Genomic DNA, 20,544 nt, shown 5'->3' on the forward strand with positions numbered 1-20,544 from the left:
GGTCATTTGCGGGGCGGCTCGGCGAGCCGCTCCATCCGGTTCCAACCGGACCAACCCCGCTCGCGCATCAGCTCCCGCAGCCGCTGCGCCCGCGGGTCCGCCTCGTCGGCGAGGGCGTCGATCAGGTCGTGCGGAATGTCGTCGTCGGCCTCCTCGGCGTGCAGGAAATCGCCGGCGGCGTACGCCTGCTCCGCCAGGCAGGCCATGATGTCGGCGGCCTCGGCCAGCCGCGGGTCGTCCTGCTCGTCACCGTCGAAGATCTCCGAGAGCACCCGGTAGAGCCGGACGACCTGCGGATCATCGAGAGCGGCGCTCTTGCCGGGCATCCACTCGACGATGCGGTCGGGCCAGCGCGCCGCCACCAGGATCCACCCGTCGCGTTCGGCCTCCACCATCCGCTGTGACGCCCCGATGGCCCGGAGCCGGTCGAGATAGGCGGCGACCTCCGGTGGGAGCGCCAGGCTGTCCCCGGCGGTGAGCTGCGCGATGTGTGTGCGGCTGGTCTGCAGCCGCTCGATCTCGTCGCGCAGGTTGCCGTCGATGGTCCGGATCGCTTCGGCGAAGGCTGACGGGTCGGCGTCGAGCATCCGACTGATCTGCGACAGCGGCACGCCGGCGTCGGCGAGGGTGCGGATCTTGATGAGGGACACGACAGCCGTCGCGCCGTAGCGCCGGTAGCCCGATGCGTCCCGCTCCGGCTCGGGCAGCAGTCCGATCTGGTGGTAGTGCCGCACCGCCCGCACCGTGACGCCGGCGTACGCCGCGAGTTGACTGATCGTCAGCATGCTCTGATCCTGCTCTCACTCACCTTGTCCGGTACGCCAGCTCAGGAGATCCTGCGACGGTAGGTGACATTGGCGAACAGGTAGGCGAGGACGAGGATGCCGACGCACCAGGCGAGGGCGATCCAGATGTCCGTGCCGACCGGCTGTTGGCTGAACAGGTCCCGGATCGCGTTGACGATGGAGGTCACCGGCTGGTGCTCGGCGAAGGCGCGCACCGGGCCGGGCATGGACTCGGTGGGCACGAAGGCGGAGCTGACGAACGGCAGGAAGATGAGCGGATAGGAGAACGCGCTCGCGCCGTCCACCGTCTTCGCGGTGAGGCCGGGGATCACGGCGATCCAGGTCAGCGCCAGGGTGAACAGGACCAGGATGCCGGCGACCGCGAGCCACTGCGACACCCCCGCCCCCGTCCGGAAGCCCATGATCAGGGCGACGCCGACGACGACGACGAGCGAGATCAGGTTGGCGACCAGTGAGGTCAGGACGTGCGCCCACAGCACGGATGACCGGGCGATCGGCATGGACTGGAACCGTTCGAAGATGCCGCCCTTCATGTCCAGGAAGAGCCGGAAGGCGGTGTAGGAGATGCCCGAGGCGATCGTGATGACCAGGATGCCGGGCAGCAGGTACTTCACGTACGAGTCGGACCCGGTCTCGATCGCGCCGCCGAAGACGTAGACGAACAGCAGCATGAAGGCGATCGGCATGATCGCGGTGGTGATGATGGTGTCCGGGCTGCGGGCGATGTGGCGCAGCGAGCGTCCGAGGAGAACTGCGGTGTCGCCGACGAAATGCCTGTTCATCGTTGTTCCTTGTGGGTTCGGGCGCCGACGAGGGTGAGGAAGACGTCCTCCAGGCTCGGCTGCTTCTCGACGTACTCGATCGTCGCGGGTGGGAGGAGCTGCTTGAGCTCGTCGAGGGTGCCGTTCACGATGATCCGGCCCTCGTGCAGGATCGCGATCCGGTCGGCTAGGTGCTCCGCCTCGTCGAGGTACTGGGTGGTGAGCAGGACTGTCGTACCCGCCTCGGCCAGATCCATGACGGCCTGCCACACCTCGATGCGTGCCTCCGGGTCCAGCCCGGTCGTCGGCTCGTCGAGGAAGATCACCGGTGGGTTGCCGATGAGGCTCATCGCGATGTCCAGCCGGCGGCGCATGCCACCGGAGTACGTCGCCACCCTCCGGGTGCCCGCCTCGGTCAACGAGAAGCGCCGCAGCAGGTCGTCCGCGATGGCGCCCGGGTCCTTGAGGTGCCTGAGCCGGGCGACCAGGACGAGGTTCTCCCGTCCGGTGAGGATCTCGTCGACCGCCGCGAACTGCCCGGTGAGACTGATCGACTCGCGCACCTCGGCGGCCTGCGTCGCGACGTCGAAACCGTTGACCCGGGCGGTTCCCCCGTCGGCCTTGAGCAGCGTGGACAGGATCTTCACCACAGTGGTCTTGCCCGCGCCGTTGGAGCCGAGCAGGGCGAAGATGCTGCCGCGCGCGACGTCGATGTCCACGCCGCGCAGCACCTTCAGTTGCTTGAACGATTTCTCCAGGCCCTGCACGTGTATCACGGTCTGCTCGACCTGGTCGGTTGTTGGCGGGATGCTCATGGCAGTCAGCATGGAGGGTTGACGCAGCGTCAAGGTCAAGCCCGGACCGCGGATTCACCTAGGCTGTCCGCCATGACGGGCAGGGTGGCAGCGGTGAATCTCGGCATCGTGACCGAGGCGGCGTGGGCGGGCGACGCGAGCGGTCGCAGCGGCATCGACAAGCGATCGGTCGACGGGCCGGTGGCGGTGCTCGCCGGCGGCCTGGCCGGTGACTTCATCGGCGAGCGGTCCGTGCACGGCGGGCCGGACAAGGCCGTCTACGCGTACGCCGAGGAGGACGCCGCGTGGTGGTCGGCCGAGATCGGCCGGTCGATCCGCTCGGGGGGCTTCGGGGAGAACCTGACCACGTACGCCGTCGACGTGACCGGCGCGGTCATCGGCGAACAGTGGGCGGTGGGCACGGCGTTGCTCCAGGTGACGATGCCGCGTACCCCCTGCACGACGTTCGCGGGCTTCTGGGGCGTGCCCGACCTGATCCGGCGCTTCACCGTGCGGGCCTCCCCGGGGGCGTACCTGCGGGTGTTGCGCGAGGGCGAGGTGGGTGCCGGCGACCCGGTCGAGGTGGTGGAGCGGCCCACGCACGGGGTGACCATCGGCGAGGTGTTCCGGGCGACCAGCCTGGAGCCGGAGCTGTTGCCCCGCCTGCTCGACGCGGACGACCTGCCGGAGCCGATCCGGGACAAGGTCCGCCGCCGTCTCGCCGCCCGTTAGCCGACGTCGGGGCGCGAGCGCCCAGCCGTTCGTTGTGGAACACGGTCTTTCATTCTCATTATCGAGAGTGATACCGTTCGGTTGTGGAGATGTCGAGAGAGCGCTGGGCGGATCTGGCGCTGCATCCGGTGCGGATCCGGATCCTGCGTGCGGTCGCGGGCACGCGCCTGACCACACAAGGGCTGCTTGAGCTGCTGCCCGATGTCCCGCAGGCCACGATGTACCGGCACCTGGCGATCCTGGTCAAGGCAGGGCTGGTCGAGGTGGTTGACGAACGCAGGGTTCGCGGCACCGTCGAGCGGGTGTACGCGTTGCCCGCGCACGGCGCGACGCTCGACCCGGCGGCCCTCGCCACGGCAACGCCGGAGGACCATGCGCGGTACTTCACGGCGTTCATGTCGAGTCTGCTGTCGGAGTTCTCCCGCTATCTCACCCGGGAACGGATCGACTTCACCGCCGACGGTGTGGGCTATCAGCAACTCGTGCTGCACCTTACCGACGCCGAACTGGGCGAGTTCGCCGCCGGTCTCACCGCACTGGTGGGCCCGCTGCTCGGCAACCAGCCCGGCGGTGAACGGATACCGCGACTGTTGGCGACCGTTCTGCTGCCCACCGATCTGCCGACGACCGACGGGCGCACACCTGCGCCGACGGACGACTCCGACACGACGAAAGGGGATGACTGATGGCATCGGTCATGGTGACCAACGATGTGATCGACATTCGGTTCACCGGATGGGAGCGGGTCTGGGTCGGGCGGGAGCAGTTCGCGCTGCCCCTCACCGCGGTGCGGCACGTCGCCCTGGTGGACAACCCGCTCCGTCTGGCCCGTGGCGCCCGCCGGGGATACGTGGTGTCCGGCTTCGCCAAGATCGGAGTATGGGGCCTGTACGGCGGTCCTCGGCAGCTCGTGGCGGCCCGCCGTGCGGAACCGGGGCTGCACCTCGTTCTGGACCGGGCGTCGGCAGGCGGCGAGTTCGACCAGGTAGTGCTCTCCAGCCCGGCCGCGCCAGGCCTCGTGGAGACGATCACGCGAGCCATGGCGGCCCGCGCGTGACCGGCGACCACCTCGCGATCGAGGTGTCGTGCCTGACAAAGCGCTACGGTGACGTGACCGCCGTGCATGATCTGAGCTTCACCGTGCAGCCCGGTGTCGTCACCGGATTCCTCGGCCCGAACGGCGCCGGCAAGACCACCACGATGCGCATGATGACCGGGCTGGTGTCGCCGACCAGTGGCACCGCCACGATCGGGGGCCTGCCGTACGGCCAACTGGCCCGGCCCTCGCGCACTGTCGGCGCCGTGTTCGACGCCAACGCGTTCCACCCTGGACACACCGCCCGCGACCACCTGCGCGTCTACGCCGCGATGGGCGGATATCCGGACAGCCGGGTCACCACCCTGCTCGACCTGCTCGGCCTCGCCGAGGCCGCGCACCGTCGCACCCGAGGATTCTCCACGGGCATGCGGCAGCGGCTCAACCTCGCCACGGCGTTGCTCGGCGATCCCCGCGTACTGCTGTTGGACGAGCCCGGCAACGGCCTGGACCCGGAAGGCGTGTCGTGGCTGCGCGGCTTTCTGCGTCAGTTCGCCGACGAGGGCCGCACCGTCCTGATCTCCAGCCACGCGCTCGGCGAGATCCAGCAGCTCGTGGATGACGTCGTGGTGATCCGGCGTGGCGAACTCGTCGCCGCCGGGCCCTGTTCCCGGCTCGCCGGCCCGCCAGCGGTGCTGGTCACCTCACCCGACGCGGACGCGCTCGCTGCCGTTCTGACGGCCGACCCCCCCAACGGCGGCACGGCACCGCACGTCGAAGCCGTCCGGCCCGATCGGCTGCGGGTGCGAGGGCTGGACGCGCCGAGCATCGCCGATCTCGCCGCCGCCCACCACGTTCGGGTGCACGAGCTGGTCGTCGAGACTCCCAGTCTCGAAGAACTCTTCCTCCACCTCACCACGGACAAGGCGGTCAGCTGATGAACCACCTGATCAGAGCGGAGTTCCGCCGGCTGCTGGCCACCCGCATGTGGGGCGGCCTGCTGCTCGCCGCAGCTGTGCTGGGCGGGGGCATGTTCGGGGCCATGGCGCTGGCGGGACCGGAGAACTTCGATCCACCGATGCCCGGTCTGGACACCGAGGCCGGCCTCCGCGCGATCCTCGGCATTCTCGGCTACACCGCGTTCGTGCCGGCCGCCGCCGGGGCCCTGGCGGTCACCTCCGAGTACCGACACCGCACCGCCGCGGTCACCTTTCTCTTCGCTCCGCGCCGTGGGCGGGTGCTCGCCGCCAAACTCGCCACGTACGCGGTCGTTGGCCTCGCGTACGGGCTCGTTCTCGCGGGCACCGCCGCGGTGGCGCTGTTCGCTGTCGCCGCCGCCCGCGATGTCCCACTCGGTCTGCCAGCCTCCACGGTGCTGGCGCTGCTCGGCCGTATCGCCGTCGCGATGGTGGTCTACCTGCTCCTCGGGGCCGGGATGGGCGCTCTCATCCACCACCAGGTCGCGGCGCTGTGCGTCGTGATCGGCTATCTGTACGTGGGGGAGCCGGTGCTGATGATGATCCCGGGCGTCAACACGCTCTACCCGATCCTGCCCGGCGGAGCCACCGCCGCGCTGACCGATTTCACCTACGTCGCCGACGCCATCTCCACGGAACTCGGCAGCGGCACCGTCAACCTGCTCCCGCCGGCGGCCGGCGCTCTCCTGCTCACCGCGTACGCGGTGGCCGCCTCGGCGATCGCCCTGTTGCTGCCCCTGCGTCGAGACGTCACGTGACCGGCTGAAGGCGCGGGGCTGACCGCGTTGCCGAGGCGACACGCCAGCGTTGGGGTGGCCAGCGGCCGGTAAGAACCGGATGACGGGGTTGGACGCGAGCGGTTGCCCGTATCGTCCCCCTTGAGGGCATGCGGTGGAGGCCGGGTGAAGCGCGATGTCGATGGCCACGGACGGCGGCGCCACGGCAGCGGCACCCGATCCGGCGCTGGAGCGTCCGGCGTTCCTGGAGCTCTTCTTCGACCTCGTCTACGTCTTCGCGCTGGTCACCTTGGCGACCATCCTGGCCAACGACCTGACCTGGACCGGCGTCGCCAAGGTGCTGGTGCTGCTGCTCGCGTTCGCGATGGTCTGGGCGCTGAGCGTGTGGACCGCGGACACCATCGACCTGACCAGTCCATCCGGGCAGGGGCATCTCACCTCGGTGGCGGCGGCCAGCCTGCTGTTGGCGGCGATCGCGGCCGAGGCGTACGGCGATCGCGCGCTGCTCTTCGCGATCACCTTCGTGTTCATTCCCCTCAGCACCACCGCCTACTACGCAGTTGTCGTCTCGAAGGGCCGGCCCCTGCGGCGGTCGACCATCCGGATCCAGACCTGGAAGTGCGTCACCGGCGTCGGCTGGATCGCCGGAGCGCTCGTCGGCGGCTCGGGCCAGTTGTCGATCTGGGCGCTCGCGATCATCGTCGAGTACGTCGGGGCGGTGTGCGGCTGGCCGCTGCCCCGGATCGGCCGCTCACGACCGGGGGACTGGCGGCTGGTCCACGCGCGGGTGGCCGAGCGCTACCGGCAGTTCGTCATCATCGCGCTCGGGGTGTCGATCTTCGTGACCGGGACGACCTTCAGCCGGAGCGATTACACGCTGGAGAGGGCCTGGGCTCTGCTCGTGGTGTTCAGCACTGTGGTGCTGATGTGGCGGATCTACATCTACCGCGCCGGTGAGCTGCTGACCGACGCGATCGTCAGGTCGACCGACCCGGCGTTGCTCACCCAGTCCGCCGCGATCACCCATCTGATCATGGTGGCCGGCATCGCCGGGGCGGCGGTCACCAGCGACCTCGTGGTGAATCGACCGTTGGGCGAGACCCCGCCGTCGTGGGCCGCGGTCATCCTCGGCAGCCCCGCGTTGTACCTGATCGGCCGGGGCCTGCTCGACTTCACCGTGTTCGGACGCATCTCGCGGTCCCGGCTGGCCGGCGTGGTGCTGCTGGGGTGCCTGGCGCCGGCCACGCCCGTGCTTCCGCCGATCCTTGTCGCGCTGCTCGCCATGATCGTGCTGGCCCTGATCGCCGTGGCGAACCTGGCCAGCACCCGACGACACACGCGTACGCCGGCGCCGCCGATGCTGGGGTGAGACTCCGCGCGGCGGGTGGGGGCGACCCCTCACCGGGCCGGCGCGGTGACCTCGGCCCGCCTGCGACGGGCGGCCAGCCCTTCCCCGGCCAGGGTGAGCAGCAGGACCAGGTTCGCCACCACCAGGACGGTCAACGGCGGCAGACGGAACGTGCCGGGCGCGACAAGCGCGCACAGCAGCACGACCGCCAGCAGCACGATCGCCAGCACCCGGGACCAGAGAATCCGCGCCGTCACCACGGCGTCGAACAGCACGCTGCCGAACAGGAACAGCACCGGTCCGCCGAGGATGGCAACCATCACATCCACCGGGGTGTGACCGGACGGCCGAGCAATGACCATCGAGGTGCCGGTCGAGACCAGCACCACCCCGGCCACCATCACCAGATGGGTGTACGAGGTGGAGGTGCCGGAGCGGACCCGCTCCACAGTCGTGACGCTCGGTGGGGCCAGGATCCGCTGGACGCGCTGGAAGTAGAGCTGGAACAGCAGGACCGCGCTGACGAACGCGACCGCGCTGGCGGTCACCTGACCGGCGGTGAACCCGCTGCCGGCCAGCCCCGTGCCGGTGCTCAGGATCAACTCGCCGAGCGCGACGATGAAGATCGCCCGGTGCCGCTCGGAGAGGTGCACCCCGGTGAAGATCTGGCTGGCCAGCTCGGTGCGGCCCAGCCCCGGCGTCGGCCAGCCGAACCGTGCCGAGCCGAGATCGACCGCCACCGCGAGCGACCAGAGCACCAGTCGAGCCGTCTCGTCGACGAACACCCCGGCAACCCAGGGCGTCACGGTGATGCCGAACCAGAAGAAGACCCGGATGCTCCGGGCCTGGATCGGACGATTGACGCGGGTGCCGGGGATCAGGACGGCGTCACGGACCAGGTGGATGCCGAAGTACGCCGCGACGAAGAGCCACCCGTACCTGCCGAAGGCGTACGGGGTCGCGATCGCCATCAGCAGGGTGCCGAGCATGACCAGCAGGACTGTCGCCTGGATGATCGGCAGTCGGGGGTTGAACAGGTCGGTGAGCCACGCCGTGAGCACCCAGACCCACCAGGCGGCCAGCAGCAGGACGGCGGTCTGCGCCGCGTTCCGCACGGTGAGGCTCTCGCCCAGACTGGCGGAGAGCCGCGAGAGCAGGAAGATGTAGACCAGGTCGAAGAAGAGTTCCAGGAAGGTCGGATATTCCGGCTCGCCGCGCCGGCGGAGGATCCGGGGGAGCGGAGCGGACGTCATCGCGGCTGCCTCCTGTGCCACCCCGCGCCCCGGGCAGGCGCTGCGCCCCGGCTCTGCCTACCCGTCACGCTACCGACAGTGCGGCAGCCGGTGGACCGGAAGCGGATACAGAACGGCCCCCCGCCAACGGTGGCGGGGGGCCGTTCTCAGCCGCAGGTGATCAGCGCAGCCAGGGGATGTTGCGGTCCAGCAGCCCGCGCTCCTTGAGCTCCTTGCGCAGCGGGATCTCGTCGTCGACGTACCCGTCCCAGTTGATGCCCCAGTAGTTGGCGGTGTGGGTGCCCTCGCCGATCAGCTGGCGCTGCACGGGCGTGCGGTTGCGGTACCACTCGCCGTTCAGGTCCGGGTGCAGCTCGTCGAGCGGCCGGATCCACCGGTAGGTGTAGCCGACGAAGAGCATCTTGCGGGTGATCGTCGACAGGTTCGTCGAGCGCGAATGCCACTGCCGGCGGTCGAAGATGAACGCGTCGCCCGGGTTGGCGGTGATCTCCACCGTGCCCTCCGGGTCGGGGTTGTGCACGCTGAGGTCCTTCGGCCGGGGCAGCGAGTTCCACAGGTGGCTGCCCGGGATGACCTTGGTGGCGCCGCGGCCGGTCTCGGAGAGGTCCGAGAGCACGTACGCCACCTTCAGCGAGAACATCGGCCGGGGCAGGTTCGGGTCCATCGTCTCCGGGTCGGAGTTCTGCCGGTACCCGTCCTGGTGCCAGCCCCAGTAGGGCTTCTCCGGCTCGGCGGCCGGCGGGGTGACGTCCAGGTGGTTGTGGTGGGTGTAGATGTTCCAGCCGGCCAGCCCCCACATGTACGGGAAGGCGATCGGGTGGGTGAGCAGCTCGCCGAAGAGCTCGTCACGCTCCAGGAAGCCCAGCAGGTGCAGCGTGCCGTCCTTCTTGGTGTTGCCCTTGGCCTGCTCCTCCGCGTAGACGCGGTCGACAGCCGCCTCCAGCGCCGCCCGGTGGTCCTCCGTCAGGACGTTGCGCAGCAGGAGGAACCCCTGCTCGTGGAACTCCTTGCGGTCAGTGTCGCTGATCGGTTCGTAGCCGGTCCGGTCGCCGTAATCGAACACCGCGTCGTACCCCTCCCCATGAGGTGAAACCATTTCTGGCACAGGCCGCCGATCGTAACGCGAGTGCCTATGCGGTGGGAGGGCGAGCGGTGCAGGTGCGGCTCCGGGTCGGACCGCACGCAGCGGTACGGGTGCGTAGAGTCACATTCACCTGATGGCCGGCTGGTTCTGCGGGCTTATGTCCGATTGTGCGGTCACTGCCGGTTAAGAGATCCGGGTCGTCAGCCTTCGGCGAAGACCTCGGCCACCACCCGATCCGCCGGGCCCTGCCCGCCGGTTACCCGGCCCCAGGTGCCGTTGCGGGCGGTCCATTCCAGGTCACCGAAGCGGACCCGCTTCACCCCGTGGTCCTGGGCGTGCGAGACCAGCCAGTGCGCGTACCGCCACCCGTCGCGCTGGTCGTCGGCAGTCACCGCCAGGCCGGTCTGGCTGGCCGGGTCGGCGCCCGACACCCCCCAGTCCAGCACCAGGTTGCGGGTCAGCTGGGCGGCCGCCGCCGCGCCGTGCATCACCGGGGTACGCCCCACAGTGCAGGCCACCGCGCCGGTGACATCGCCGAGCAGGGCCCTGCTGAGCACCTCGGAGTCGTCGGCCCACTTCTGGTACGCCTCGGGAAACGCCGAGCGCTGCACCCGCTGGGCGGCATCGGTGACCCGCATCTTCTCCCAGCCGCGCACCTTCTTCAGCGCCGCGTAGAACCTGTTGGCCGCGTAGCGGGGGTCGCGGATCTGCGCCGACGTGCCCCAGCCCTGACTCGGGCGTTGCTGGAACAGGCCTACCGAGTCCCGGTCGCCGTCGGCGAGGTTGCGCAGACCCGACTCCTGGTAGGCGGTGGCCAGCGCGATCACCACGGCCCGCTCCGGCATCCCGCGCTGGGCGCCGATCGCCGCGATGGTCGCCGCGTTGGCCATCTGCTCGACGTCCAGCGCGACCCGGCCGTCGGCCTGGACCGTGCAGGTGCGCCCCGCCAGCGGCAGCCGCAGTTGATCCCCGACCTGCCGGACGACGAGCCAGATCGCGATCACGGCGACGAGGATGAGCACCACTCCACCCGCCACGGCTGCCCGAGTTCGCACCCACACCCCCTGAACGACAGTTCGACAAGCGTACGTCCCCGTCGGCGTCGTCCGGGTCGTCCGACCGGTTCGGGGTCCGCGCTGCCGCCGCGTACCCGATCGGGACGTTCCCGCTCCGGGGCCGAACTCACCTGCCGCGCCGACCGGGCTCGGGGCTGTCTGCCGGATCACCCGACCGCGGACGCCGGGAAGCGATTGACCGGCTCAGGGACTTGAGCGATTGACACGTCAATCAGGGGCCGCGAAACGGCCCCGACCAGGCAAGGAGGAGTCCGATGGGCACGCTGGACGGCAAGGTCGTACTCATCACCGGCACCGGCGGCGGTCTGGGCCGCGTCGCCGCGCTGACCTTCGCCCGGGAGGGCGCCAAGGTCGTCGGGGCCGACATCCAGATCGACGGCAACAACGAGACCGTCGACCTCGTCCGGGCGGCCGGTGGGGAGATGACGAGCATCGCTCCGGTCGACCTGACCGACCCGGAACAGGCCCGCAAACTCGTCGAGGACGCCGTAGCCGTCCACGGGGGGCTCGACGTGGTCTACAACAACGCCGCCGCGCTGCGGTTCGGCCCGATGCCGGACTTCTCGGTCGAGGACTGGCGCTACACCATCGCCGGAGAACTCGACATCCCGTACCTCGTGTCGAAGTTCGCCTGGCCGCACCTGGTCCGGCGCGGCGGTGGCGTCATCATCAACGCCGCCTCGATGGCCGGCATGATCGCCGGTCAGGTCCCCCCGATGGTGGGCCACACCGCCGCGAACGCCGGCGTCATCGGGCTGACGCGGCAGCTCGCGCTCGAAGGCGCACCCCATGGCATCCGCGCGGTGGCCGTCAGCCCCGGCCCGATCCTCACCCCCGCCAGTGAGCGGGACCTCGGTGACAACCAGGCGGCCCGGGACGCCATCACGGCCAAGACGCTCCTGAAGCGCTTCGCCCGTCCGGAGGAGGTCGCCGAGCTGGTGGTCTTCCTCGCGTCCGACCGGGCGTCGTACATCACCGGGGCCAACTACCCCGTCGACGGCGGCGCGACCGCCTGGTGACCCGACCGGACGGACGCCGGGGCGCCACCGGGCGACGGTGGCGTCCCGGCCCTACCCGGCATGATCAGCGGAACCGCCGTCCAGAACGGCCGCCCATCGAGCCAATCTCTTTTCCCGGAAGGCCAGGACGCCCTCGCGCCCCTCGTCGGAGAGGAAGTACCCGGTCGAGAGGGCGGACAGCCGCGCCAGATCCGCCCGCAGCTCGGCGGTGCCCGGCCGGCGCAGCAGCTCCTTCGCGCCGGCCAGCGCGCCGGGTGCCCCGCGCACCAGCGAGTCGCAGTAGCGCCGTACCGCGTCGTCCAGCCCGTCCGCAGGCACGGAGGCCGTGACCAGGCCGATCTCGGCGGCCCGTCGGCCGTCGAAGGTGTCGCCGGTCAGGTACAGCTCGGCGGCGGCACGCGGGTGCAGGCGGGGCAGCACGGTCGCCGAGATCACCGCCGGGATCACCCCGATCCGCACCTCGGTGAAGGCGAACGTCGCCTCGTCGGCGCAGACCGCCAGGTCGGCGGCCGCGATCAGGCCCAGCCCTCCGGCCCGGGCCGGCCCGGCGACCCGCGCGAGCACCGGCTTCGGGCAGTCCCAGAGCGCCGCCAGCACATCGCCCAGCATCCCGGCCGGCACCGTTCCGCTGGCGTACGCCGCGGCGGTCTCCTTCAGGTCCGCGCCCGCGCAGAACACCGGGCCCGTGTGGTCCAGCACGATCACCCGGACCGCGTCGTCGGCCACCGCCTCGGCAAGCCCGGCCAGCAACTGGGTCATCAGGGCGGTGGAGAGCGCATTGCGGTTGTGGGGGCTGTCCAGGGTGAGGGTGGTCACCCCACGGGCCGTGGCGACCCGCACGAGGACGTCGGGAGAGGTCATGCCGGGCACACTAGTGGCCATGCCCGGCGTCCTTCCAGATGGTGAGACCGTCCCCGTCGACGGATCGCTGCCCGCCACCGCCACCTCGGCGGTCGGCGCGCGCGGCTTCGGCGTGTACGTCCACGTTCCGTTCTGCGCCAGCCGCTGCGGCTACTGCGACTTCAACACCTACACGGCAGCCGAGCTGGGCGGGGGCGCCAGCCGGGAGGCGTACGCCGACACCGTGCTGGCCGAGCTGGCGCTCGCCGCCCGCGTGCTCGGCGACAGCCCGCCGCCGCGGGTCGACACGGTATTCGTCGGCGGCGGCACCCCCACCCTGCTCCCCGCCGACGACCTGGCCCGCATCCTCGACGGCATCGACCGCACCTGGGGGCTCGCCGCCGACGTCGAGGTGACCACCGAGGCCAACCCGGAGTCGGTCACCCCGGAGTCGTTGCGGCGGCTGCGGGCGGCCGGCTACACCCGGATCTCGCTGGGCATGCAGTCCGCCTCCCCGGGGGTGCTGGCGATCCTGGACCGCAAACACAGCGCCGGTCGGGCCACCGCCGCCGCCCTGGAGGCCCGCGACGCCGGGTTCGAGCACGTCAACCTGGACCTGATCTACGGCACGCCGGGCGAGCGGCCCGAGGACTTCGCCGCCACGCTGGAGCAGGTGGTCGCCGCCGGGGTGGACCACGTCAGCGCGTACGCCCTGATCGTGGAGGACGGCACCCGGCTCGCCGCCCGGATGCGGCGCGGCGAGCTGGCGTACCCCAGTGACGACGTGGCCGCGGACCGCTACCTGGCCGCGGAGGCCGCCCTCGACGCGGCCGGCCTGTCCTGGTACGAGGTGTCCAACTGGGCGCGCACCGACGACGCCCGGTGCCGGCACAACCTGCTCTACTGGACCGGCGCGGACTGGTGGGGGCTCGGCCCCGGGGCGCACAGCCACGTCGGCGGGGTGCGCTGGTGGAACGTGAAGCACCCCACGACGTACGCCCAGCGGTTGGCCTCCGGCGCGTCCCCCGGCCTGGCCCGTGAGGTGCTCACCCCCGACGAGGCGCACATGGAGGACGTGATGCTCCGGCTGCGGCTCGCCAGCGGGCTGCCGCTGGCAGTGCTCGACGCGGCCGGCCGGGCCGGCGCCGAGCGGGCCCTCGCCGACGGTCTGCTGGTCGCCGGGGACTACGCCGCCGGCCGGGCGGTGCTCACCCTGCGCGGGCGGCTGCTCGCCGACGCGGTCGTCCGCGACCTGCTGCCCTGACCCGGGGCATGTGGCTCCGGCCGGCGGTGCGACAGTCGCCGCTCACCCCACACCCCTGCCGGCGGGCGGGCGGTGCGCCGGACCGGCCGGGGGAGCGGCCGGCCCGGATCACTTGACGAGGTTGGCCGAGAGTGGGTAGCGGTAGAGGCTGCCCTCGTTGGCCTTGATGCCGGCGAGGATGCCGAACACGGCACCGAGGATGACGGCCGCGCCGACGCCGATGAAGCCGATCAGGATGCACGAGAGCACCCAGCCGACCAGGCCGACGATCGACCAGATGAGCTGGAAGTTGAGCGCGGCGACGGCGTGCGCCCGGACCGTCGGGGACTGGGTGCCCCGGGCCAGCATCGCCACCAGCGGGGCGATCCAGCCGAGCACGCCCGCACTGACGATCATCCCGGCCGCGCCGCCGAAGTGCGCGACCAGCGCCCAGGTCTTGTCCTCGTTGTTGGCGTAGCCGCCGCCGGGGCCGCCGTAGGCGCCGCCGGTCGGATAGCCGCCAGTCGGGCCGCCCGGGGGATAACCGCCCGGCGGGGGGTAGCCACCTGGCGGAGGGTAGCCGCCCGACGGCGGCTGGTCACCGGTGGGCGGCGGATAGCCACCGGCCGGGGGATACCCGGCCGGGTCGGGTGCCCCCGACAGTGGTGCGGTGGGCGGCTCGGCCGCGTAGGGCGAGCCCGGGGGAGTCGGCTCCGGCGGGTAACTGCCGGGGTCTCCCGCGCCGGGAGGGCGAGGTGGTTCAGTCATGACTGTCACGGTAGGTGTCGGCGGCAACGTCGCACCAGAGCGACACCGCCCGGCCGCGTGGGCCGATCGGCCCGCTCGGGGTGGCGTGGGCCGCACCGACGGCCTGTCGTTGATCATCGCGTCGGCGGGGGCGCCGACGTAGACTGGCACTCGTTACAGTCGAGTGCCAGGACGGCCGACGGCCCGGGTGGGCTGCCGGCCGACGTGCGACAGGAGGTGCGGAGGATGGGTCTGGACGACCGCAAGCTCGCCGTGCTCCGCGCCATCGTCGAGGACTACGTCTCCACCCAGGAGCCGGTCGGCAGCAAGGCGCTTGTCGAGCGCCACCAGCTCGGGGTCTCCCCGGCGACGGTCCGCAACGACATGGCCGTGCTGGAGGAGGAGGGCTACATCCGGCAGCCGCACACCAGTGCCGGCCGGGTGCCCACCGACCGCGGCTACCGCCTGTTCGTCGACCGGCTGTCCCGGGTCAAGCCGCTCAGTCCGGCCGAACGCCGGGCCATCGAGCGTTTCCTCGTCGGCGCGGTCGATCTCGACGACGTGGTGCACCGCACCGTACGCCTGCTCGCCCAGCTCACCCGGCAGGTCGCCGTCGTGCAGTACCCGAGCCTGGCCCGCTCCTCGGTGCGCCACCTGGAGCTGGTGCCGATCTCCACCACCCGGCTGATGCTCGTCATGATCGCCGACACCGGGCGGGTCGAGCAGCGGCTGGTGGAGCTGCCCGCGCCGGTGCCCGCCGACGACGTCACCGACCTGCGCCGGCTCGCCAACGAGAAGCTCGCCGGCGCCCGCCTGTCCGACACCCCGCCGCTGGTGCAGGCGCTGGTCGAGGAGGTGCCGTCGGAGCTGCGCGGCGCGATGACCACCCTCTCCACGGTCCTGCTGGAGACGCTTGTCGAGCGGCACGAGGAACGCATCGCCCTGGCCGGCACCGCCAACCTCACCCGGGGCGGCCTGCTCGACTTCCAGGGTTCGCTGCGGCCCATCCTGGAGGCGCTGGAGGAGGAGGTCGTACTGCTCAAGCTCATCGGCGAGACCGAGCCCAGCACGACCCGGGTCCTGATCGGCGACGAGAACGAGTTCGACAACCTGCGCGCCGCCTCGGTGGTCAGCACCGGGTACGGCCCGGGGGCCACCATCGTGGGCGGCCTCGGCGTGTTGGGGCCCACCCGCATGGACTACCCCGGCACCATCGCCACGGTGCGCGCCGTGGCACGCTACGTGGGCGAGCTGCTGGCCCAGAACTGACCAGTCAGGGCCGACGGCCGGCTGCGGCCGCCGGTCGGCGTAACGCGAGACGAACATGAGGACACGGAACGCAGTGGCCAGGGACTACTACGGCATCCTCGGTGTCAGCCGGGAAGCCTCCGATGACGAGATCAAGCGCGCCTACCGCAAGCTGGCACGCCAGTTCCACCCGGACGTCAATCCGGACCCGGAGGCCCAGGAGAAGTTCAAGGACATCAACGCCGCGTACGAGGTCCTCTCGGACGACCGCAAGCGGCAGATCGTCGACCTGGGTGGCGACCCGCTCGCCCCGGGAGGCGGCGGCGCGGGCGGTCCGGGTGGCCCCGGCGGGGCCGGCCCGTTCGTCGGCTTCCAGGACATCATGGACGCGTTCTTCGGCGGCGCGGCAGGTGGCGCCCGTGGCCCACGGCCGCGGACCCGGCCGGGCGCCGACGCGATCCTGCGCCTCGAACTCGACCTGCACGAGACGGCGTTCGGCGTCGAGGCCCCGATCACTGTCGACACCGCGGTGCTCTGCACCACCTGCTCGGGCGCCGGCACGGCCGCCGGCACCCACCTGGCCACCTGCGAGGCGTGCGGCGGTCGGGGCGAGGTGCAGTCGGTGCAGCGCACCTTCCTCGGCCAGGTGGTCTCCGCCCGGCCGTGCACCGTCTGCCAGGGCTACGGCACGACAATCCCGCACCCCTGCCCCACCTGCGCCGGCGACGGCCGGGTGCGCACCCGCCGCTCGCTCACCGTCAAGATCCCGGCCGGTGTCGAGGACGGCATGCGGATCCGGCTGGCCCAGCAGGGCGAGGTCGGCCCGGGTGGCGGCACCGCCGGCGACCTCTACGTGGAGATCCACGAGCGGCCGCACGACGTCTACTCCCGCAAGGGCGACGACCTGCACTGCCGCGTCACCGTGCCGATGACGGCCGCCGCGCTGGGCACCCGGCTCACCATCAAGACGCTGGACAGCGAGGAGACCGTCGACGTCAAGGCCGGCACCCAGCCGGCCAGCACGCTGCGGCTGCGCGCCCGGGGCGTACCGCACCTGCGCGGCACCGGCCGGGGCGACCTCTACGTGCACCTCGACGTCCGGACGCCCACCAAGCTCGACCCCGACCAGGAGAAGATGCTGCGCGACTTCGCCAAGACCCGGGGCGAGGAGGTCGCCGAGCTGACCAAGCAGGGCGGCTTCTTCTCCCGGATGCGCGACGCGTTCAACGGCCACGCCTGACGTGTCCGCGCCGCTCTTCCTGGTCGACGCGCTGCCCACCGGCGACGCGCTGACCCTCGACGGGCCCGAGGGGCACCACGCCGCCACCGTGCAGCGGTTGCGCGTCGGCGAGGAGCTGCTGCTCGCCGACGGGCGGGGTGGCACGGCCGCCGCAGTGGTCACCGCCGTCGGCAGGGGCAGCCTGGAGGTCAGCGTCACCAACCGGGAGTACGCGGACGCGCCCGTACCCCGGATCGTCACCGTGCAGGGCATCGCCAAGGGTGACCGGGGCGAGCTGGCCGTGCAGGCGATGACCGAAGTCGGGGTGGACGAGATCGTGCCCTGGGCGGCGTCGCGCTCGGTGGTCCAGTGGCGCGGCGACCGGGGCGTACGGGCGCGGCAGAAGTGGGTCGCCACGGCTCGCGAGGCAGCGAAGCAGGCCCGCCGGCCCTGGCTGCCGGTGGTGGCCGGTGCGCCCGACGAGTCGACCGCCACTGTCGCCCGCCGCATCGCCGGCGCCGCCGCCGGGTTCGTCCTGCACGAGGAGGCGCAGGAGCGGCTCACCACCGCCGACCTGCCGACCGGCGGTGAGATCGTCCTGGTCGTCGGCCCCGAGGGCGGCATCGCCCCGGCCGAGTTGACCGCCTTCCGCGAGGCCGGCGGCCGGCCGGTCCGACTCGGACCAGCCGTGCTGCGCACCTCGACGGCCGGGGTCGCGGCGCTCGCCGTGCTCGCCACCCGCCTCGGCCGCTGGTAGCCCCCCTCGGTCGTTGGTAGCCCGCCGGTCGCCGTAGCCCCGTCAGGTGCGACAGGGGCGAGCCGGGCCGTGCCAGGCGGTCGCTGTCGGCTGCGGTCGAGCCGCACCCCCGGTTGAACCTGATGCCTGTGAGTCATCTTGATGACTCACAGGCATCACGCCCGTTGTAGCCCGCGCTGCCCGCGCTGCCCGCGCTGCCCGCGCTGCCCGCGCTGCCCGCGCTGCCCGCGCTGCCCGCGCTGCCCGCGCTGCCCGCGCTGCCCGCGCTGTCAGCTGCGCAGGTAGGAGGCGCCGTTGAGGTCGACGATGGTGCCCGACGCCCACTCCGCCTCGGGCGAGGCCAGCCAGTGCACGGCGGCGGCGATCTCCTCCGGCCGGGCCACCCGGTCGAACGGGCTCTGCGCCCGGATGGCCGCGCCCCGCTCACCGCGCAGGTGCTCGGTCGTCATGTCGGTCGCCACGAAGCCCGGCGCGACGGTGGCCACCGTGATGCCGTACGGCGCGAGTGCCACGGCGAGGGACTGCCCCAACGCGTTCAGCCCCGCCTTGCTGGCGCCGTACGCCGGCTGGTCCGGCTCACCCCGGAACGCGCCCCGGGACGACACGTTGATGATTCGGCCGCCGCGCTCGCGCAGGTGCTGGGCGGCGCACCAGATGACGTTGCCGGCCCCGGTCAGGTTGGTCTCCAGCACCTGTCGCCAGCGCTGCTGCCACTCGTCGTACGACGTGCCGAAGATCGGGTGCGGGACGTCCCGGTCGCCGTACGTCCCGGCGTTGTTGACCAGCACGTCCAACCCGCCGAGCAGTTCGGCGGCCCGGTCGACCATGGCCCGGACCGCGCCCGGGTCGGTGAGGTCCGCGCGGACCACCACGTGCCCCGAGCCGGGCAGCCCCGCGCGCAGCTTCTCGGCCGCGTCGCCGGAGTCGCGGTGGTGGATGGCCACCCGGTCGCCGCTGGCGGCGAACGCCTCCACCACCGCGCGGCCGATGCCACGCGAGGAGCCGGTCACCAGTACCGCCCGATCCGTCATGCCGGCCATCCTGCCTCAACCGTGCATCCTCTCCTTACACTGCCCCGATGGGATCCGACTGCCTGTTCTGCCGCATCGTCGCCGGGGAGATCCCGGCCACCGTGGTCCGGGAGACCGCCACCACGCTCGCCTTCCGCGACATCGACCCGAAGGCCCCGGTGCACGTCCTGGTCATTCCGAAGGAGCACTACGCCGACGTCGCCACGCTCGCCGAGGGTGACCCGGCGCTGGCCGGTGCGGTGCTCGCCACGGCCGCCGCGGTGGCTGAGGACGAGGGGCTGCTCGGCGACGGGTTCCGGCTGATGTTCAACACCGGGGCGTACGGCGGGCAGGAGGTCCTCCACGCGCACGCGCACCTGCTCGGTGGCGCCCCGCTCGGTCCGATGCTCGCCCGGGACCTGGCGTGACGGCCGGCCCCGACGCGTACGACCGGTTGGGCCGGCTGGTCCGCCGGGTGCAGGCCGACGCCCGGGTGCCGGCGGTGTCGGCGGCGCTGCACCGCGCCGACCGACAGCTGTGGACGTGCACTGTCGGGGGCACCGGCACCGACAGTCCGTTGGGGCCGGGCACCCAGTTCCGGATCGGCTCGGTCACCAAGACCTTCACGGCGGTCCTCACCCTCCAGTGCCGCGACGACGGGCTGCTGGACCTGGACGACCCGGTGGGCCGGCACCTGGACCTTCCGGCGCACGGCGAGCTGACCGTGCGCCGGCTGTTGTCACACACCGGCGGCCTGCAACGCGAGCCGTTCGGTGACGTCTGGGACACCCTGAACGCGCCGGACGTCGAGCAGTTGGTGGCCGGCCTCGACCGCGCCGAGCGGGTCTTGCCCAGCGGTCGGCGCTTCCACTACTCCAACCTGGGCCTGGCCGTGCTCGGCCTGCTGGTGGGCCGGCTGCGTGGGGGCACCTGGGCGGAGGTGCTCGCCGAGCGGGTGCTGACTCCGCTGGGGCTGACCGACACGACAGTGACCCCGCGGCCCTCGGCGGCCACCGGCTACCTGGTCGACGCGTACTCCGACGAGGCGCACCCGGAGCCGCCGACCGACTTCGGCGCGGTGGGCCCGGCCGCCCAGCTCTGGAGCACCGCTAGCGACATGGCCCGCTGGGCGGCGTTCCTCGCCGACCCGGCGGCGCTCGACCCGGCCGGCGCGGTGCTCGCCCCGGGCACCCTGGACGAGATGCGCTGGCCGCTGACCACCACCGACGAGACGCTCTGGGGCGCCGGCTTCGGGCTCGGCCTGATCCTCGTCCCGCAGGGTGAACGGGTGGTGCACGTGGGGCACGACGGGGCGATGCCCGGCTTCCTGGCCGGCGTGTACGGCCGGCGGGGTGGCGACGGCACGGCCGGCGCGATGGGCGCCGCGGTGCTCGGCTCGTCCGGCACGGCCAGCGAGGTGCTCGAACTGCCGCACCGGCTGCTCACCGAGGCGGTCGAGCACGATCCCGCCGACATCGAGCCGTGGACGCCGGGCGCACCCGCTCCGGCGGCCCTGCGGGGGGTGCTCGGCCGGTGGTGGGGCGAGGGTTCCGAGTACGTCTTCTCCTGGCACGACGGCGCCCTGCGGGCGCGCGGGGCCGGGGACCAGGCGGGCCGCCCGCCGGCGGTCTTCGCACCGCTGCCGGACCGGCCGGACGTGTTCCGGACGGTCTCCGGCCGGGAGGTCGGCGAGCTGCTGCGGCTGACCCGCGACGAGGATCGGACGGTGGTCCGGATGCACTGGGCGACCTACCGGTTCACCCGCCACCAGGAGACCTTCGACGGGTACGACTTCCGGGCCGGTAGTTGATCGCGGCCAGCGGAAATGGGCGCGATGCGGCCTGCGTTGACCCGATA

General features: G+C 72.0%; 22 protein-coding genes. 13 read left to right on the forward strand and 9 right to left on the reverse strand.

Features of this window, described 5'->3' with window-relative positions:
• Window positions 1–2: 2 nt before the first annotated feature.
• The 3 genes from AB0B39_RS30720 to AB0B39_RS30730 are packed head-to-tail and all read right to left on the reverse strand — an operon-like array spanning window position 3 to window position 2,382.
• Window positions 3–785: a MerR family transcriptional regulator gene (locus AB0B39_RS30720; RefSeq protein ID WP_357498390.1), complete on the reverse strand. Its 783-nt coding sequence runs from the start codon at window positions 783–785 to the stop codon at window positions 3–5.
• A 41-nt stretch (window positions 786–826) separates the two neighbouring features.
• Window positions 827–1,588, reverse strand: coding sequence for an ABC transporter permease (locus AB0B39_RS30725; RefSeq protein ID WP_357576045.1), 762 nt, complete (start codon window positions 1,586–1,588; stop codon window positions 827–829).
• Complete coding sequence (locus AB0B39_RS30730) at window positions 1,585–2,382, reverse strand: ATP-binding cassette domain-containing protein (protein WP_357576046.1); 798 nt, start codon at window positions 2,380–2,382, stop codon at window positions 1,585–1,587. Before AB0B39_RS30730 ends, AB0B39_RS30725 begins: the two co-directional genes overlap by 4 nt.
• A gap of 72 nt (window positions 2,383–2,454) precedes the next feature.
• Between AB0B39_RS30730 and AB0B39_RS30735 the strand changes: the two genes are divergently transcribed.
• From AB0B39_RS30735 to AB0B39_RS30760, 6 genes are all read left to right on the forward strand, one after another.
• A complete protein-coding gene (locus AB0B39_RS30735) occupies window positions 2,455–3,093 on the forward strand; it encodes an MOSC domain-containing protein (RefSeq protein ID WP_357576047.1) in 639 nt (212 codons plus the stop codon).
• Between the two features lie 89 nt (window positions 3,094–3,182).
• Window positions 3,183–3,779, forward strand: coding sequence for a helix-turn-helix domain-containing protein (locus AB0B39_RS30740; protein ID WP_357576067.1), 597 nt, complete (start codon window positions 3,183–3,185; stop codon window positions 3,777–3,779).
• Window positions 3,779–4,150, forward strand: a complete 372-nt coding sequence (locus AB0B39_RS30745) for a hypothetical protein (RefSeq protein ID WP_179780533.1) — start codon at window positions 3,779–3,781, stop codon at window positions 4,148–4,150. Before AB0B39_RS30740 ends, AB0B39_RS30745 begins: the two co-directional genes overlap by 1 nt.
• Entirely contained in the window at window positions 4,147–5,067 is a 921-nt protein-coding gene (locus AB0B39_RS30750) for an ATP-binding cassette domain-containing protein (protein WP_357576048.1), read from the forward strand. Before AB0B39_RS30745 ends, AB0B39_RS30750 begins: the two co-directional genes overlap by 4 nt.
• A complete protein-coding gene (locus AB0B39_RS30755; protein ID WP_234587187.1) occupies window positions 5,067–5,864 on the forward strand; it encodes an ABC transporter permease in 798 nt (265 codons plus the stop codon). The genes AB0B39_RS30750 and AB0B39_RS30755 overlap by 1 nt, the downstream gene beginning before the upstream one ends.
• A gap of 154 nt (window positions 5,865–6,018) precedes the next feature.
• Entirely contained in the window at window positions 6,019–7,212 is a 1,194-nt protein-coding gene (locus AB0B39_RS30760; protein WP_357498402.1) for a low temperature requirement protein A, read from the forward strand.
• 29 nt (window positions 7,213–7,241) lie between these two features.
• On the opposite strand, the gene AB0B39_RS30765 is transcribed toward AB0B39_RS30760, so the two are convergent.
• The 3 genes from AB0B39_RS30765 to AB0B39_RS30775 all read right to left on the reverse strand — a co-directional run bounded on the left by AB0B39_RS30765 (window position 7,242) and on the right by AB0B39_RS30775 (window position 10,589).
• Window positions 7,242–8,444, reverse strand: a complete 1,203-nt coding sequence (locus tag AB0B39_RS30765; RefSeq protein ID WP_357576049.1) for a low temperature requirement protein A — start codon at window positions 8,442–8,444, stop codon at window positions 7,242–7,244.
• 160 nt (window positions 8,445–8,604) lie between these two features.
• Window positions 8,605–9,507 (reverse strand): phytanoyl-CoA dioxygenase family protein, encoded by a 903-nt coding sequence (locus tag AB0B39_RS30770; RefSeq protein WP_357576050.1) that lies wholly within the window; start codon window positions 9,505–9,507, stop codon window positions 8,605–8,607.
• Window positions 9,508–9,728: 221 nt separating this feature from the next.
• On the reverse strand, window positions 9,729–10,589 hold the full coding sequence (locus AB0B39_RS30775) for a hypothetical protein (RefSeq protein WP_357498407.1): 861 nt from the start codon (window positions 10,587–10,589) through the stop codon (window positions 9,729–9,731).
• Between the two features lie 269 nt (window positions 10,590–10,858).
• Here AB0B39_RS30775 and AB0B39_RS30780 point away from each other — a divergent pair, with 269 nt between their 5' ends.
• The gene (locus AB0B39_RS30780; protein ID WP_357498409.1) at window positions 10,859–11,623 is read left to right on the forward strand and encodes an SDR family NAD(P)-dependent oxidoreductase; all 765 of its coding nucleotides are present in this window, start codon (window positions 10,859–10,861) and stop codon (window positions 11,621–11,623) included.
• A gap of 51 nt (window positions 11,624–11,674) precedes the next feature.
• Here the strand turns inward: AB0B39_RS30780 and AB0B39_RS30785 are convergent, their stop codons facing one another.
• The gene (locus tag AB0B39_RS30785) at window positions 11,675–12,484 is read right to left on the reverse strand and encodes an enoyl-CoA hydratase-related protein (RefSeq protein WP_357576051.1); all 810 of its coding nucleotides are present in this window, start codon (window positions 12,482–12,484) and stop codon (window positions 11,675–11,677) included.
• Between the two features lie 19 nt (window positions 12,485–12,503).
• Here AB0B39_RS30785 and hemW point away from each other — a divergent pair, with 19 nt between their 5' ends.
• Complete coding sequence (gene hemW, locus AB0B39_RS30790; protein ID WP_357576068.1) at window positions 12,504–13,727, forward strand: radical SAM family heme chaperone HemW; 1,224 nt, start codon at window positions 12,504–12,506, stop codon at window positions 13,725–13,727.
• 108 nt (window positions 13,728–13,835) lie between these two features.
• Here hemW and AB0B39_RS30795 read toward each other — a convergent pair whose 3' ends face one another.
• The gene (locus AB0B39_RS30795) at window positions 13,836–14,474 is read right to left on the reverse strand and encodes a DUF4870 domain-containing protein (RefSeq protein ID WP_357498411.1); all 639 of its coding nucleotides are present in this window, start codon (window positions 14,472–14,474) and stop codon (window positions 13,836–13,838) included.
• A 225-nt stretch (window positions 14,475–14,699) separates the two neighbouring features.
• Between AB0B39_RS30795 and hrcA the strand changes: the two genes are divergently transcribed.
• The 3 genes from hrcA to AB0B39_RS30810 all read left to right on the forward strand — a co-directional run bounded on the left by hrcA (window position 14,700) and on the right by AB0B39_RS30810 (window position 17,677).
• Window positions 14,700–15,722, forward strand: coding sequence for a heat-inducible transcriptional repressor HrcA (gene hrcA / locus AB0B39_RS30800; RefSeq protein WP_234587205.1), 1,023 nt, complete (start codon window positions 14,700–14,702; stop codon window positions 15,720–15,722).
• Between the two features lie 73 nt (window positions 15,723–15,795).
• Window positions 15,796–16,941, forward strand: a complete 1,146-nt coding sequence (gene dnaJ, locus AB0B39_RS30805) for a molecular chaperone DnaJ (RefSeq protein WP_172899204.1) — start codon at window positions 15,796–15,798, stop codon at window positions 16,939–16,941.
• A gap of 1 nt (window position 16,942) precedes the next feature.
• Window positions 16,943–17,677, forward strand: coding sequence for a 16S rRNA (uracil(1498)-N(3))-methyltransferase (locus tag AB0B39_RS30810; RefSeq protein WP_357498414.1), 735 nt, complete (start codon window positions 16,943–16,945; stop codon window positions 17,675–17,677).
• A 269-nt stretch (window positions 17,678–17,946) separates the two neighbouring features.
• Here AB0B39_RS30810 and AB0B39_RS30815 read toward each other — a convergent pair whose 3' ends face one another.
• Window positions 17,947–18,708, reverse strand: coding sequence for an SDR family oxidoreductase (locus tag AB0B39_RS30815; protein WP_357576052.1), 762 nt, complete (start codon window positions 18,706–18,708; stop codon window positions 17,947–17,949).
• 47 nt (window positions 18,709–18,755) lie between these two features.
• Here AB0B39_RS30815 and AB0B39_RS30820 point away from each other — a divergent pair, with 47 nt between their 5' ends.
• Together AB0B39_RS30820 and AB0B39_RS30825 are read left to right on the forward strand one after the other, a co-directional pair.
• Window positions 18,756–19,115, forward strand: a complete 360-nt coding sequence (locus AB0B39_RS30820) for a histidine triad nucleotide-binding protein (RefSeq protein ID WP_357576053.1) — start codon at window positions 18,756–18,758, stop codon at window positions 19,113–19,115.
• A complete protein-coding gene (locus tag AB0B39_RS30825; RefSeq protein WP_357576054.1) occupies window positions 19,112–20,497 on the forward strand; it encodes a serine hydrolase domain-containing protein in 1,386 nt (461 codons plus the stop codon). The genes AB0B39_RS30820 and AB0B39_RS30825 overlap by 4 nt, the downstream gene beginning before the upstream one ends.
• Window positions 20,498–20,544: the final 47 nt, after the last annotated feature.

Source organism: Micromonospora sp. NPDC049114 (genome assembly GCF_040648635.1).
Lineage (GTDB): Bacteria > Actinomycetota > Actinomycetes > Mycobacteriales > Micromonosporaceae > Micromonospora.

Coding starts and splice junctions, on each gene's coding strand:
- AB0B39_RS30755 (WP_234587187.1), top strand. CDS start 5,067: ATGAACCACCTGATCAGAGCGGAGTTCCGCCGGCTGCTGGCCACCCGC.
- AB0B39_RS30720 (WP_357498390.1), bottom strand. CDS start 785: ATGCTGACGATCAGTCAACTCGCGGCGTACGCCGGCGTCACGGTGCGG.
- AB0B39_RS30765 (WP_357576049.1), bottom strand. CDS start 8,444: ATGACGTCCGCTCCGCTCCCCCGGATCCTCCGCCGGCGCGGCGAGCCG.
- AB0B39_RS30820 (WP_357576053.1), top strand. CDS start 18,756: ATGGGATCCGACTGCCTGTTCTGCCGCATCGTCGCCGGGGAGATCCCG.
- AB0B39_RS30785 (WP_357576051.1), bottom strand. CDS start 12,484: ATGACCTCTCCCGACGTCCTCGTGCGGGTCGCCACGGCCCGTGGGGTG.
- AB0B39_RS30745 (WP_179780533.1), top strand. CDS start 3,779: ATGGCATCGGTCATGGTGACCAACGATGTGATCGACATTCGGTTCACC.
- hrcA (WP_234587205.1), top strand. CDS start 14,700: ATGGGTCTGGACGACCGCAAGCTCGCCGTGCTCCGCGCCATCGTCGAG.
- hemW (WP_357576068.1), top strand. CDS start 12,504: ATGCCCGGCGTCCTTCCAGATGGTGAGACCGTCCCCGTCGACGGATCG.
- AB0B39_RS30740 (WP_357576067.1), top strand. CDS start 3,183: ATGTCGAGAGAGCGCTGGGCGGATCTGGCGCTGCATCCGGTGCGGATC.
- AB0B39_RS30735 (WP_357576047.1), top strand. CDS start 2,455: ATGACGGGCAGGGTGGCAGCGGTGAATCTCGGCATCGTGACCGAGGCG.
- AB0B39_RS30795 (WP_357498411.1), bottom strand. CDS start 14,474: ATGACTGAACCACCTCGCCCTCCCGGCGCGGGAGACCCCGGCAGTTAC.
- AB0B39_RS30730 (WP_357576046.1), bottom strand. CDS start 2,382: ATGAGCATCCCGCCAACAACCGACCAGGTCGAGCAGACCGTGATACAC.
- AB0B39_RS30760 (WP_357498402.1), top strand. CDS start 6,019: ATGTCGATGGCCACGGACGGCGGCGCCACGGCAGCGGCACCCGATCCG.
- AB0B39_RS30780 (WP_357498409.1), top strand. CDS start 10,859: ATGGGCACGCTGGACGGCAAGGTCGTACTCATCACCGGCACCGGCGGC.
- AB0B39_RS30815 (WP_357576052.1), bottom strand. CDS start 18,708: ATGACGGATCGGGCGGTACTGGTGACCGGCTCCTCGCGTGGCATCGGC.
- AB0B39_RS30725 (WP_357576045.1), bottom strand. CDS start 1,588: ATGAACAGGCATTTCGTCGGCGACACCGCAGTTCTCCTCGGACGCTCG.